10 protein-coding genes are annotated in these 13,146 nt (G+C 57.0%); 6 read left to right on the forward strand and 4 right to left on the reverse strand.

Annotation, left to right across the window (positions count from 1 at the left end):
- Positions 1-50: 50 nt before the first annotated feature.
- On the reverse strand, positions 51-1,571 hold the full coding sequence (locus K0J45_RS01450; RefSeq protein WP_220043954.1) for a YifB family Mg chelatase-like AAA ATPase: 1,521 nt from the start codon (positions 1,569-1,571) through the stop codon (positions 51-53).
- Between the two features lie 329 nt (positions 1,572-1,900).
- Between K0J45_RS01450 and paeA the strand changes: the two genes are divergently transcribed.
- Positions 1,901-3,226: a polyamine export protein PaeA gene (paeA, locus tag K0J45_RS01455; protein WP_220043955.1), complete on the forward strand. Its 1,326-nt coding sequence runs from the start codon at positions 1,901-1,903 to the stop codon at positions 3,224-3,226.
- Positions 3,227-3,254: 28 nt separating this feature from the next.
- Here paeA and K0J45_RS01460 read toward each other — a convergent pair whose 3' ends face one another.
- From K0J45_RS01460 to ilvY, 3 genes are all read right to left on the reverse strand, one after another.
- Positions 3,255-4,088: a GGDEF domain-containing protein gene (locus K0J45_RS01460; RefSeq protein ID WP_258406741.1), complete on the reverse strand. Its 834-nt coding sequence runs from the start codon at positions 4,086-4,088 to the stop codon at positions 3,255-3,257.
- Positions 4,089-4,347: 259 nt separating this feature from the next.
- Positions 4,348-5,157, reverse strand: a complete 810-nt coding sequence (locus tag K0J45_RS01465; RefSeq protein WP_220043957.1) for a substrate-binding periplasmic protein — start codon at positions 5,155-5,157, stop codon at positions 4,348-4,350.
- A gap of 67 nt (positions 5,158-5,224) precedes the next feature.
- Entirely contained in the window at positions 5,225-6,109 is an 885-nt protein-coding gene (ilvY, locus tag K0J45_RS01470) for an HTH-type transcriptional activator IlvY (protein WP_011864093.1), read from the reverse strand.
- A 192-nt stretch (positions 6,110-6,301) separates the two neighbouring features.
- Here ilvY and ilvC point away from each other — a divergent pair, with 192 nt between their 5' ends.
- The 5 genes from ilvC to ilvD all read left to right on the forward strand — a co-directional run bounded on the left by ilvC (position 6,302) and on the right by ilvD (position 13,145).
- A complete protein-coding gene (gene ilvC, locus K0J45_RS01475) occupies positions 6,302-7,783 on the forward strand; it encodes a ketol-acid reductoisomerase (RefSeq protein WP_011864094.1) in 1,482 nt (493 codons plus the stop codon).
- A gap of 509 nt (positions 7,784-8,292) precedes the next feature.
- Positions 8,293-9,966 (forward strand): acetolactate synthase 2 catalytic subunit, encoded by a 1,674-nt coding sequence (gene ilvG, locus K0J45_RS01480; protein ID WP_220043958.1) that lies wholly within the window; start codon positions 8,293-8,295, stop codon positions 9,964-9,966.
- Positions 9,963-10,232, forward strand: coding sequence for an acetolactate synthase 2 small subunit (gene ilvM / locus K0J45_RS01485; protein WP_144203851.1), 270 nt, complete (start codon positions 9,963-9,965; stop codon positions 10,230-10,232). The genes ilvG and ilvM overlap by 4 nt, the downstream gene beginning before the upstream one ends.
- Before the next feature lie 26 nt (positions 10,233-10,258).
- Positions 10,259-11,182, forward strand: a complete 924-nt coding sequence (locus K0J45_RS01490; RefSeq protein ID WP_220043959.1) for a branched-chain amino acid transaminase — start codon at positions 10,259-10,261, stop codon at positions 11,180-11,182.
- Between the two features lie 112 nt (positions 11,183-11,294).
- A complete protein-coding gene (ilvD, locus tag K0J45_RS01495; protein ID WP_220043960.1) occupies positions 11,295-13,145 on the forward strand; it encodes a dihydroxy-acid dehydratase in 1,851 nt (616 codons plus the stop codon).
- Position 13,146: the final 1 nt, after the last annotated feature.

Below are 13,146 nucleotides of genomic sequence, written 5' to 3' on the forward strand. Positions count from 1 at the left end.
CTGTTCATCTTGCCGAGATAACCCTGTTTTAATTAAGGGTATAATTGGTCTCAGTAAGGTGATTTCAGGCTATTGAGCAGACGATCCATGGCGCGATAGCCAAGCGCTTGGGCGATATGGTGGCGAGCGACATCTCTGCTCTGATCAAGATCCGCTATGGTACGGGCGACCCTCTGCAGCCTGTGATAGCTACGCACCGAGAGCCCGAGCTGGTTGACACTCTGCTCGAGAAATTCGAGATCCTGCTGGCTGAAGCCCGCGGTTTGCGTGAGCTGTTTACCGCTCAGCTCGGCGTTGAGTACCCCGGCGCGGCTCAGCTGGCGCTCCCTGGCCTGATGCACCCGCTGGGCAACGTCTCGGCTGGTTTCCCCCTGCTTGCTGCTGGTGAGTGTGCCTTGGGGCAGGCGGGGCACCTCTATGGTGAGATCGAAGCGATCGATGAAGGGGCCCGAGAGTCTGGCGAGATAGCGCTGGATCTGATCCGGGGTGGCTCTGGCGTTGGCACTGTCGCCACAGGGGCTGGGGTTCATGGCGGCGATCAGCTGAAAGCGGCTGGCGAAGGTGAGCTTGGCGGCAGCGCGGGAGATCACTACCTCGCCTGTCTCCATCGGCTCTCGCAGGCAGTCGAGTACCTTGCGGGGAAACTCGGCCACCTCGTCGAGGAAGAGCACGCCCCGATGGGCCAGGGAGATCTCGCCCGGCTTGGGATGGCTGCCACCACCCACCAGTGAGATGGCCGAGCTGGTGTGGTGAGGGCTGCGAAAGGGGCGCCGATAAAAGGCCTGCATGGGAATGCTAAGCCCCGCCACCGAGTGAATAGCGGCGACCTCCAACGCCTCGTCATAGTCCAGTGGCGGCAGCAGCTGCATCATGCGGCTGGCCAGCATCGTCTTACCCGTCCCCGGAGGACCGAGAAACAACAGGTTATGATTGCCGGCGGCGGCGATCTCCAGGGCGCGTTTGGCCTGGTACTGGCCTATCACATCGCTGAGGCACTTGTGGTCGGTATCTGCCTGAGTATCCAGCCACTGCAGATCTTGGGTCAGGCCCGGCAGCGAAGCCTGACCGTGCAGGTACTGGGCTAAGCCTTGCAGGTGGGCGGCGAAGAAGCACTTTCGATAACCGACCAGCTCGGCGTCGCTTCGATTATCCAGGGGAAGGACTAAGGTCTTGTCCTGCTTGCGGGCGTCGATAATCACCGGCAAGATGCCGTTGCAGGGCCTTATTTGCCCGGAGAGGGCTAGCTCGCCGATGAACTCATGATCCGCTAAATGGGTATCGGGCACCTGCTTGGAGGCGGCCAGTATGCCGATGGCGATGGGGAGATCGTAGCGGCCCCCCTGCTTGGGTAGATCCGCTGGGGCAAGATTGACGGTTATTCTGCGTTGTGGGAATTCAAACCCGGCGTTGATCAGGGCGCTGCGCACCCGCTCCTTGGCTTCCTTGACCGAGGTCTCCGGGAGTCCCACCAGGCTGAAGGCGGGCAGGCCATTGCTGAGATGCACTTCGACCGTGACTTCGGGAGCTGCCACGCCCAGGGCGGCGCGCGTGGTGACGCAGGCGATGGCCATAAACAAATCCTTTTGTTTTTGTTATTAAACCTGAAAGAAAGTGTAGCAGTAATACGTTTTTTAGGCGTTTTGTACAAAATTTAGTTGCCTATTGGCCAATTTCTGATAAAAGGTGCTCCATATTCTCTGCCGTCTCTTATTGCGGCACTGTTCCCGCCAATTCGGCATCTTGAGGTGGTATCTCAATCACGTCTTATGAAGGCGTAAGTCACTATAATTGTCGGCGTCTTCACACTGCATACATCATTTAGGGTTAATGTCTCTTAGTCCCCATCCCTGGGGAGCGCTTGGCCGTTGCTGGCCTGTCTGAGCTTTAGGTTAGGTTTAAAATGAGTCTACTAGATAACATGTTGATTATTTTGCTGTTAATCGGCACCAGTTGTTTTTTCTCCATGTCGGAGATTGCCCTGGCGGCGGCGCGTAAGATCCGTCTGCGTCAGCTGGCCGACGAGGGAGATCCCCGCGCGAAAAGGGTGTTGCAGCTGCAGGCCCATCCCGGCAGCTTCTTTACCGTGGTGCAGATAGGGCTAAACGCGGTGGCGATCATGGGCGGTATCGTCGGTGAGTCGGCCTTTACCCCTTATATCAGGGCGGGGCTAGAGTCCTGGGTGGCCGATCCTTGGCTCAGCCAGCTCAGCTTTGTGTTGTCATTCATCATAGTGACCAGCCTGTTTATTCTGATCGCCGACCTGATGCCTAAGCGAGCGGCTATGGCGATGCCCGAGCGGGTGGCGCTGGTGCTGGTGGGGCCCATGACCTTCTGTATCCGCCTGTTGACGCCCTTGGTGTGGGTGTTCAACGGTCTGGCCAATGCCATCTTTCGTCTGCTGCAGATCCCCACGGCCCGTAACGACCAGGTGACCTCTGACGACATCTATGCGGTGATGGATGCCGGCGCCGAGGCGGGCGTGCTGGATAAGGATGAGCAGCAGATGATCGAAAACGTGTTCGAAATGCAGACGGTACCTGTCACCGCGGCCATGACGGCGCGGGAGAGCCTGGTCTACTTCCTGCTGCAGGACGATGAAGAGGTGATCAAACGTAAGATCGCCGAAGATCCCCATACCAAGTTTTTGGTGTGCGATGGTCAGCTGGACACCATCAAGGGGGTTGTCGACGCCAAGGAGTTGTTGATTCGGGTGATCAATGGCCAGAGCATCACCCTCAAGGACAGCACCCTGGTACACAACTGTCTGATCATCCCAGACAGCCTGAGCCTGTCAGAGTCGATGGAATATTTTAAGAATCACAGGGCCGATTTTGCCGTGGTGATGAACGAATATGCCCTGGTGGTCGGCATAGTCACCACAAACGATCTACAGAGCGCCGTGATGGGCGCCTGGTCACTCCATGAGAGCGAGGAGCAGATCATCGCCCGGGATAAAGATTCCTGGCTGGTGGATGGTGTGACACCCATTACCGATGTGATGCGCGCCTTCGGTATCGAGGCCTTCCCCCAGAGTCAGAACTACGAGACCATCGCCGGCTTCATGATGTTCATGCTGCGTAAGATCCCCAAGCGTACCGATTTTGTGAATTTCGGTGGCTATAAGTTTGAGGTGGTGGATATCGATGCCTATAAGGTGGACCAGCTGTTGGTCACGCGCATCCCCGCCGAGGCGACGCCGTCCCTAGTGGCGGCAGTCGAGCAGTAATAAGCCGTGTGACAGCGGCTAGACAGTCTCAGGGGCTGAACTGCCCCAGAGGCGCAGGCATGTCGGTCACCTGTGAGAAGGTCTCATAGTCACTGTTATTCTGTTTGCTGCGATACATGGCGATGTCGGCATGCTTCATCAGGGTCTTCCTGTCGTCGCCATCCTGGGGGTAGAGGGCGATGCCTATGCTGATGCCGACGGCGAGCAGATGGCCCTCGCAGTGGATATCCTCTATCACCGCCTTTTGGATCTGCTTAGCCAGACGCTGCGCCTGGCCAAGCTCGCTCTTGGGCAAGAGCACGGCAAACTCATCGCCGCCCAATCGCACGGGTAGTGCCTGGGGCGGCATGATGCGCTCGATACGGTAGGCGATGATCTCCAGCACCTTGTCACCGGCATCATGGCCCAGATTGTCATTGATCATCTTGAAGTCGTTGAGATCCATCATGATGAAGCCGAAGGGGGAACCATTGTCCTTGATCAGCCGCTCCATGGTTTCATACAGCATGTGGCGGTTGGGCAGATCGGTCAACGAATCGTGATAGGCCTGATAGTGTTTATCTTCCAGCGTGTCTTGCAGCTTGACTATGGTCTTCATGCTCATCTTGACCACCAACCAGACGAAGGCGCCACCGGCGGAAAACACCAGAGAGACCACGGTTTCCAGCGGGCCGGTTTCCCGATTGAGTAGCATCCACAGAAATCCCAGGTAGCCGAAAATAAACATGCCAATCATAAATAGCAGTAGGTGCCAGCCTTGGGTCTGTGGCGGTTTCAGCTGGCAGATCTGATAGGTAGGAATTAGTGATGCGAGCAGTCCCATCAAACCGATCAATACGATAAAAATGGCAAAGGCGGTCATGTCTCCCCCTTTCGGCGCATTGGCGTTGAGTGTGTCATTCCTTGGCATGGACGTGTCGACTTAGTTTTGGAGTAAAGGTCACGTCGGGTTCGCCAACTGCTTGAAAGTCTTGTGGCTGAGATGTCGGTATTAAGTATAGGCTAAGTTGGCTACAAGGTAGGTGGCCGCCTGGTTTATCTCATCGCCCACGCAATAAATTTAGTGCAATAGGTTTGGCACTGTAGGCGTGACTCAATAGGTTTGGCTCAATAGGTTTGGCTCAATAGGTTTGACTCAGTAGCTGCAGGTGATGCTCAAGCAGGGGGCGTAACTTGCCCTGTTTGTTGAGGCTGTCGACCTTGGCATCGAACAGCTGCTTGATGGTCTCTTTGTGGGGAGAGTTCTTCGAGATCAGCATATAGAAGGGTTCGGGCTTGGCGTTGGGGGCCACAGTACCGGTAAGTCGAGTGTAGAAGTCTTCCATCTTGTTGATGGCCAAGGTGCCGCTGAGTGTCTCCTTGCGGGCGAGGAAGAACTGGCAGCGCTTCTTGGTGAGCATCTCGGGTAGTTGAGCCAGGTTACGGATCTGAAACAGGTGAAAATCGGGCTTGAGGCCGAAGTTTTCGTAGTTGAAGTTTTTGATGCCGCACACGCTACCGTAGTCGTTGAGCTCTTCGAGGCGCTGCACCTCTACCCCCTTGGGAAAGTCTGACTTGAGATAGTAGTAGCTGGGGGTCAGATAATAGTAGGGGGCGGAGATCAGATAGTCGCGACGGCGCTCGCTGTTAAGCGACGCGCTCATCGCCGCATCGACCGTGCCCTGTTTGACCTCTTTCAGGCAACGATTCCAGGGCAGGGCAATCACCTTATGGCTCAGCACGCTCTGACCGAAGGCTAGGTTGAGGATGTCGATGTCGTAGCCTATGCTGCGGGGCTCCACTCTCTGGTTACGGTCGAAATAGTTGAAGGGGGGGAATTCGGTATTTTCGACGCATATGGTGACAGAGGCCGTGGCCAGGGCGGGAAGGGCCGAGAATAACAAGGCGAAGCCACAGCATAAGCGAGTGACCAAGCGTCCCCATGACACCATAGCTAACCTCTTGAAAATTCTTCGATGAAATCAGTATAGCAGAGGCCTGCTTTAAGCAAGTTTTTTGCTAGTTGACCGCATTGAGTTCTTTGACGAAGGCGGCGATCACCGGCTCATCTTCACGGCTTTTCTTGCTACAACAGCCCAGCTCGAAGGGGGGAATGGCGACCGGCGAGCTAAGCTGCTGGATCCTGTCTTTCACCGGGCTGTTTTGAATCACCACCTCGGGCGTGATACTCACCCCACAGCCCAGTGCCACCATGGAGGCTATCGCCTCCTGCCCCGAGACCTGGGCATAGACATTGGCACTGAGCCCTAACTGCTTGAACCAATTCTCGATTCTTAGTCGTCCCGGGCCATGTTCCGGCAGGATGAAGGGCAGGCGATCCCAGGGAATATAGGGCTCGGTCAGCAGCTCCTGCACCGCGCATTTGAAGGTGGGGGCGATGATCACCAGGGGCACATTGTCTATCTTGATGAAATGCAAGGACTCGGGCAGGGACTCGGGCTTGGCGGCGATGCTGATGTCGGCGCGGTTCTGCCGCACCATCTCTACCGCATTGGCGGCATCTCCCGTGGTGAGGGCGATCTCCACCAGGGGATGTTCGTTACGAAAGCGATCCAGCAGCGCCGGCAGATGGCTATAGGCGGCGGTGACCGAACAGTAGATGTTGAGGCGGCCGCGCAGCAGATCCTGTTTGGGATCCAGCCTGTGTTTCAGTTTGCTCCAGTTATCCAGAGTCTGCTCGGCAAAGTGACGATACTCGACGCCGGCATTGGTGAGTGTCACGCTGCGATTGTCGCGCTCGAACAGCTTAGCACCTACCTCTTCCTCCAGGCGCTGCATGGCTCGGCTCAGGGTAGAGGGGCTGACATGCATCTGCTGGGCGGTGCGAGCAAAGTGCAGACTGTTGCTCAGGTGCAGATAGAGTTTGATGGTACGAATATCCATGGTGGCGCGTTACCTTTTCAGCTTGATTCGAGAGTGAAATCGGCCCTTACTTTATTGCAAAAAATGCAATGTGACGTTTCGAATATATCATTTTAAGCAACAAAAGACATGGGCTATAGTTGATCTCATTCACAGCTTGGCCAAGGCGGTTGAGCCCATTTTCAACGGTTTCGTTTAAAGGTAGGGAATCTGATGGCTAATTACTTTAACTCTCTGAATTTACGCCAACAATTAGAGCAGCTTGGCCAGTGTCGTTTTATGGACCGCAGCGAATTTAGTCAAGGCTGTGACTATATCAAGGGCTGGAATATCGTCATCCTGGGCTGTGGCGCCCAAGGCCTTAACCAGGGCCTCAACATGCGCGATTCTGGTCTGAATATCTCCTTTGCCCTGCGTGAACAGGCGATCGCCGAGCAGCGTCCTTCCTACCAGAAAGCCACCGGCAACGGTTTCCGTGTTGGCACCTTCGAAGAGCTGATCCCTGATGCGGATCTGGTGCTTAACCTGACCCCAGACAAGCAACACACGGATGCGGTTAATGCCGTGATGCCACTGATGAAGCAGGGCGCGGTACTCTCTTATTCTCACGGCTTCAACATAGTGGAAGAGGGAATGCAGGTGCGTCCCGACATCACAGTTATCATGGTGGCACCTAAGTGCCCGGGTACCGAGGTGCGCGAGGAGTACAAGCGTGGTTTCGGTGTGCCTACCTTGATCGCCGTGCACCCTGAAAACGATCCTAAGGGCGATGGCCTGGAAGTGGCCAAGGCCTATGCCAGCGCTACCGGTGGCGATCGCGCCGGCGTGCTGCACTCCTCTTTCATCGCCGAGGTGAAGTCAGATCTGATGGGCGAACAGACCATCTTGTGTGGCATGCTGCAAACCGGTGCCATCCTGGGCTATGAGAAGATGGTGGCCGACGGTATCGAGCCAGGCTACGCCGCCAAGCTTATCCAGCAAGGTTGGGAGACCACTACCGAAGCGCTTAAGCATGGTGGTATCACTCACATGATGGATCGCCTCTCAAACCCTGCCAAGATCAAGGCGTTCGAGATGGCTGAGGAGCTCAAAGCGATTCTGCAGCCACTGTTTGAGAAGCACATGGATGACATCATCAGCGGTGAGTTCTCTAAGACCATGATGGAAGACTGGGCTAACGACGATGCCAACTTGCTGAAATGGCGCGCCGAGACCAATGAGACTGGCTTTGAGAATGCCCCAGCATGCGATGAGGCGATTGACGAGCAGACCTACTTCGATAAGGGGATCTTCCTGGTCGCCATGATCAAGGCGGGTGTGGAACTGGCCTTCGATACCATGGTTTCAGCCGGTATCGTCGAAGAGTCGGCCTATTATGAGTCGCTGCACGAGACACCACTTATTGCCAACACCATCGCCCGTAAGCGTCTTTACGAGATGAACGTGGTGATCTCTGATACCGCCGAATATGGCTGTTACCTGTTTAACCATGCGGCCGTACCATTGCTGCGTGACTATGTGAATCAGATGTCTCCCGAGTACCTGGGCGGCGGCCTGAAAGACAGTGGCAACGGCGTCGACAATCTGCGTCTGATCGAGGTGAACGATGCTATCCGTCACACCGCGGTTGAGTACATAGGCGCCGAGCTTCGCGGTTACATGACCGAGATGAAGCGCATCGTAGAAGAAGCTTAATTATCAATACATTAATCCACGATTTTTTTAGTGGTTGGGCCGAGTCCTCTCAGTTTCGAATTGTCGGGCCTGGGTCGGCCCAAGAGTCAAACCCGAGAGTCGCATGAGTAGGGAAATATCTGGTCTTGATTGGCTTGCTAGCGCTGCCCGAGACGCCTGTGAAAGGGCTTTTTACAGATAGTCGCAGGTTTTGGTTGTGTTATTCGTTGGCTTTATGGTATTGATTAAAAGGTCGGCTAAATTGAGTCGACCGAGATACAGAATTTAAGCAAACAAAGATTAGGAAACAGAAAGACACCATGTTTAACCAAGCTGCCCTCCTCATTATTGAGATTATTACCGTAGTGATTATTAAATCACAGCGGGGGCATCGCATGGCGCGTCGACACACCTAATCAGGTCAAGATTGCAACAAGAACCCCCGCTCCGAAAGGACCGGGGGTTTTTTGTTTTTAGCACTCATGACTTGCTTAACCCAGAAAAACACTTAATTACGCAGGATAGGGCAGATGGAACAAGGGCAGAAGATCAGAGGCGCAGACGCCGTCATCAAGGCATTGGCCGCGCACGGCGTGACCACGGTATTTGGTTATCCAGGTGGCGCAATCATGCCCATCTACGATGCCCTGGTCGGTGCGCCGGTTGAACATCTGCTCAGTCGTCATGAACAGGGCGCCGCCTTCGCCGCCGTGGGTTATGCCAGAGCGAGTGGTAAGACGGGTGTCTGCTTCGCTACCTCGGGCCCAGGGGCGACTAACCTGGTGACCGCCCTCGCCGATGCCCTGCTCGATTCTGTTCCTCTGGTGGCCATCACGGGCCAGGTGTCTACCGCGGTGATCGGCACAGATGCCTTTCAGGAGATCGACGTGCTGGGCATGTCGCTCTCCTGCACCAAACACAGCTTCATGGTGACAGATGTCGAGGAGCTGGTGCCTACCCTGTACCGCGCCTTCGAAATCGCCGCCTCCGGCCGCCCCGGCCCAGTGCTGGTGGACATACCCAAAGATATCCAGATCGCCCTGCTGGACTACAAGGCGCCGCTCCAAGCGATACAAGCCGAACCCCAAGTCGACCCTAGCCTGCTCGAGTCTGCTAAGAATCTGCTCGCCCAGGCTCAGCGCCCAATGCTTTACGTGGGCGGAGGTGTCGGCATGGCGGGCGCGGTCGAGCAGCTGCGCGACTTCATCAATCAGAGCGGCATGCCCTCGGTCGCGACCCTCAAAGGGCTTGGCAGCATAGCCCATGACCACCCGAGTTATCTGGGAATGCTGGGCATGCACGGCGGTAAGGCGGCCAACCTGGCGGTGCAGGAGTGCGATCTGCTGCTGGTGGTCGGCGCCCGTTTCGACGACAGGGTCACCGGTCGTCTGGCCAGCTTTGCCGAGCATGCCAAGGTGGTGCACCTGGATATCGATATCGCCGAGCTGGGTAAGCTTAGACGTCCGGATGTGGCCATCGCCGGGGATCTGCGTGAGATCTTGCCTGCGTTGTCGCAGCCGCTGGAGATAGCCCCCTGGCTTACCGAGGTGGCCAGATTGAAAGCCCTGCATGCCTGGAGCTACGACAGACCCGGCGAACTGATCTTCGCGCCTAAGCTACTCAACCGTCTGGCGGCTAAGTTGCCCGAGGATAGCGTGGTGGCCTGCGACGTCGGCCAGCATCAGATGTGGGTCGCCCAGCATATGTGGTTCAGACGCCCCGAAGATCACCTCTCCAGCGCAGGCCTGGGCACCATGGGATTTGGTCTGCCGGCGGCGATTGGCGCCAAGGTCGCCAGACCCGACGCCTGTGTGGTGGCCGTCTCCGGCGATGGTTCTTTCATGATGAATGTGCAGGAGCTGACCACCATCAAGCGACGTCAGATCCCGCTTAAGATCCTGCTGATCGATAACCAGAAACTGGGGATGGTGAAGCAGTGGCAACAGCTGTTTTTCGAAGAACGTTTCAGCGAGACAGACCTTTCCGACAACCCGGACTTTGTCACCATGGCCTCGGCCTTCGATATCCCGGGACGCACCATTACCCAGGCGGGTGAGGTGGAGTCGGCGCTCGATGAGATGCTCGATGCAAAGGGGCCCTTCTTACTGCACGTAAGAATCGACGAAGCCCACAACGTTTGGCCTTTGGTGCCGCCCGGCGCCAGTAACCGCGACATGATGGATGAGATGGAGAAGCAGACATGATCTATAACCTAGCCTTAACCTTAGCCCAGCAACCCGAGGTGGTAGAACGTGTCCTGCGAGTCACACGCCACCGTGGATTTAAGGTCACAGAGATGGATATGCACCTGGGTGACAATGGTACCACCCGGCTCGGCATGGTGGTGGAGAGCGAGCGCGCGCTCGAGCTTCTGAGCCATCAGCTGAACAAACTGATCGATGTCACCGAGTGCGAGGTCCTTTCGGCCAAGCCCGCCGCGACAAGATACCCCCAACACGCAAGCGCCTAAGACGCGAAACAGATAGGTGAGAGAAGATGGCCGCAAAAACAGCAGAGTTGATTTGGTTTAATGGAGAGATCATGCCTTGGGGGGATGCCAAGGTACATGTGATGTCGCACGCCTTGCATTACGGCACCTCGGTGTTCGAGGGGATCCGCGTCTACGACACGCCACAGGGACCGGCAGGATTTCGCCTAACCGACCATGTGCGGCGCCTGTATGACTCGGCCAAGATCTATCGCATGCCAGTGCCCTATCGTTTCGATGAGACCATGCAGGCCTGTCGCGACATAGTAAAGAGCAACAAACTCGACGCTGCCTACATTCGTCCCCTGGTGTTTTTCGGCGACGTAGGCATGGGGATCACTCCGCCTAAGGATGCGAAGTGCGATCTCATGGTGGCGGCCTTCCCTTGGGGCGCCTATTTAGGTGAGGGCAGCATGGAGCGCGGCGTCGATGTGGCCGTGACCTCCTGGAACCGTCTGGCGCCGAACACTATTCCTACCGGTGCCAAGGCGGGTGGTAACTATCTATCTTCCTTACAGATCTCCACCGAGGCCAAGCGTAACGGCTTCGATGAGGGGATCGCCCTGGACGTCAACGGCTTGGTGAGCGAAGGCGCCGGTGCCAACCTGTTTGTGGTGAAGAAGAACAAGCTCTATACCCCGCCAGCCACGGCGGCCATTCTGCTGGGGATCACCCGAGATACCATCATCACCCTGGCGAGAGACCTGGGGTATGAGGTGGTCGAAGAGCCTATGTCGCGTGAGTTTCTCTACCTGGCGGACGAGATCTTTATGACGGGAACTGCCGCCGAGATCGTGCCGGTGCGCAGCGTCGATCGCATCGAGGTGGGCGCCGGTGGCCGCGGCCCTGTGACCCAGGCCTTGCAGGCGAGCTTCTTCGGCCTGTTTAATGGTGAGACCCAGGATAAGTGGGGTTGGTTAGAGCCGCTTTAACCTCCCGTATGCAAGTTTTAAGATAAGATTAAAACCTCGGCGGTGGATTTGCCGTTGAGGCTCCAATTTAGCTCAGGTGGCCAGGCCGCCAACGCAACAGAAGGAAAGTGTCATGGCAAAACTACGTTCAGCTACCAGTACTCAAGGGCGCAACATGGCCGGAGCCCGCGCCCTCTGGCGGGCGACCGGGGTAAAAGACAGCGATTTTGGTAAGCCGATTGTCGCCATTGCCAACTCCTTTACCCAGTTTGTGCCGGGGCACGTGCACCTCAAGGATATGGGCTCGCTGGTGGCTGGTGCCATCGAAGAGGCGGGCGGTATCGCTAAAGAATTCAATACTATCGCCGTGGATGACGGCATCGCCATGGGCCACGGCGGCATGCTTTACTCTCTGCCATCGCGTGAGCTGATCGCCGACAGCGTCGAGTATATGGTCAACGCCCACTGCGCCGATGCCTTGGTGTGTATCTCCAACTGCGACAAGATCACCCCAGGCATGCTGATGGCGGCGCTCAGACTCAACATCCCCGTGGTGTTTGTCTCCGGCGGCCCCATGGAGGCGGGTAAGACTAAGCTGTCGGACAAGCTGATAAAACTGGATCTGGTGGACGCCATGGTGGCCGCGGCCGACGATCGCGTCTCGGACGAAGACAGTGAGAAGATAGAGCGTAGCGCCTGCCCCACCTGCGGCTCTTGCTCGGGCATGTTTACCGCCAACTCGATGAACTGCCTGACCGAGGCCTTAGGCTTGTCGCTGCCGGGCAATGGTTCACTGCTGGCGACCCACAGCGATCGCCGCGAACTCTTCCTTGAGGCCGGTCGCCGGGTGATGGCGCTGGCTAACCGTTATTACCGCGATGATGACGAGTCGGTGCTGCCACGCAATATTGCCAGCTTCAAGGCGTTCGAGAACGCCATGGCACTGGATATCGCCATGGGCGGTTCATCCAATACCGTATTGCACCTTTTGGCGGCGGCCCAGGAGGCCAAGGTTGACTTCACCATGGCCGATATCGATCGCCTGTCCCGCCAGGTGCCGCACCTGTGTAAGGTGGCGCCATCGACCCCTAAATATCATATGGAAGATGTGCATCGCGCCGGTGGTGTGATGGGCATCTTGGGTGAGCTGGACAGAGCAGGCCTGCTGCATACGGATGTCAGCCATGTGGCGGGCGAGAGCCTCAAGGCGGTGCTGGCCCAGTATGACCTGGTCCAGACCCAGGATGAGGCGGTGCAGCAGTTTTATGCGGCCGGCCCTGCCGGCATCCCCACCACTAAGGCCTTCAGCCAGAGCTGTCGCTGGCCGAGCCTGGATGTGGATCGCCAGGGGGGCTGTATCCGCACCCGCGAATTTGCCTTCAGCCAGGAGGGCGGCCTGGCGGTACTGTCCGGCAACATCGCGGCCGATGGTTGTATCGTGAAGACCGCCGGGGTTGATGAGGCTAACCATACCTTCGTCGGCCATGCCCGCGTGTATGAGAGCCAGGACGACGCCGTGGCCGGCATCTTAGGCGGCGAGGTGGTTGCCGGTGATGTGGTAGTGATCCGTTACGAAGGCCCCAAAGGCGGTCCCGGCATGCAGGAGATGCTTTATCCCACCAGTTACCTGAAATCTAAAGGCCTGGGCACCTCTTGTGCGCTGATCACCGATGGGCGCTTCTCCGGCGGTACCTCAGGTTTGTCTATCGGCCATGTTTCGCCTGAGGCCGCGGCCGGTGGCACCATTGCTTTGGTGGAAACCGGCGATCGTATCGAGATCGATATTCCTGCGCGCGCTATCACACTGGCGGTGAGCGATGAAGTACTCGAGACCCGTCGCCAAGCCATGCAGGCCCGTGGCAAGCAGGCCTGGAAGCCGGTTAATCGTGAGCGCAGCGTGTCGCTGGCGCTGAAAGCCTATGCCATGCTCGCCACCAGTGCCGATAAGGGCGCGGTGCGCGACGTCAGTAAGCTGGAGGATTAGT

The sequence above is a fragment of the Shewanella alkalitolerans genome (assembly GCF_019457575.1).
Taxonomy (GTDB): Bacteria; Pseudomonadota; Gammaproteobacteria; order Enterobacterales; family Shewanellaceae; genus Shewanella; species Shewanella loihica.

Excerpts from the sequence above, each read along its gene's own strand:
- K0J45_RS01450 (WP_220043954.1), bottom strand. The coding sequence starts at position 1,571 with ATGGCCATCGCCTGCGTCACCACGCGCGCCGCCCTGGGCGTGGCAGCT.
- paeA (WP_220043955.1), top strand. The coding sequence starts at position 1,901 with ATGAGTCTACTAGATAACATGTTGATTATTTTGCTGTTAATCGGCACC.
- K0J45_RS01460 (WP_258406741.1), bottom strand. The coding sequence starts at position 4,088 with ATGACCGCCTTTGCCATTTTTATCGTATTGATCGGTTTGATGGGACTG.
- K0J45_RS01465 (WP_220043957.1), bottom strand. The coding sequence starts at position 5,157 with ATGGTGTCATGGGGACGCTTGGTCACTCGCTTATGCTGTGGCTTCGCC.
- ilvY (WP_011864093.1), bottom strand. The coding sequence starts at position 6,109 with ATGGATATTCGTACCATCAAACTCTATCTGCACCTGAGCAACAGTCTG.
- ilvC (WP_011864094.1), top strand. The coding sequence starts at position 6,302 with ATGGCTAATTACTTTAACTCTCTGAATTTACGCCAACAATTAGAGCAG.
- ilvG (WP_220043958.1), top strand. The coding sequence starts at position 8,293 with ATGGAACAAGGGCAGAAGATCAGAGGCGCAGACGCCGTCATCAAGGCA.
- ilvM (WP_144203851.1), top strand. The coding sequence starts at position 9,963 with ATGATCTATAACCTAGCCTTAACCTTAGCCCAGCAACCCGAGGTGGTA.
- K0J45_RS01490 (WP_220043959.1), top strand. The coding sequence starts at position 10,259 with ATGGCCGCAAAAACAGCAGAGTTGATTTGGTTTAATGGAGAGATCATG.
- ilvD (WP_220043960.1), top strand. The coding sequence starts at position 11,295 with ATGGCAAAACTACGTTCAGCTACCAGTACTCAAGGGCGCAACATGGCC.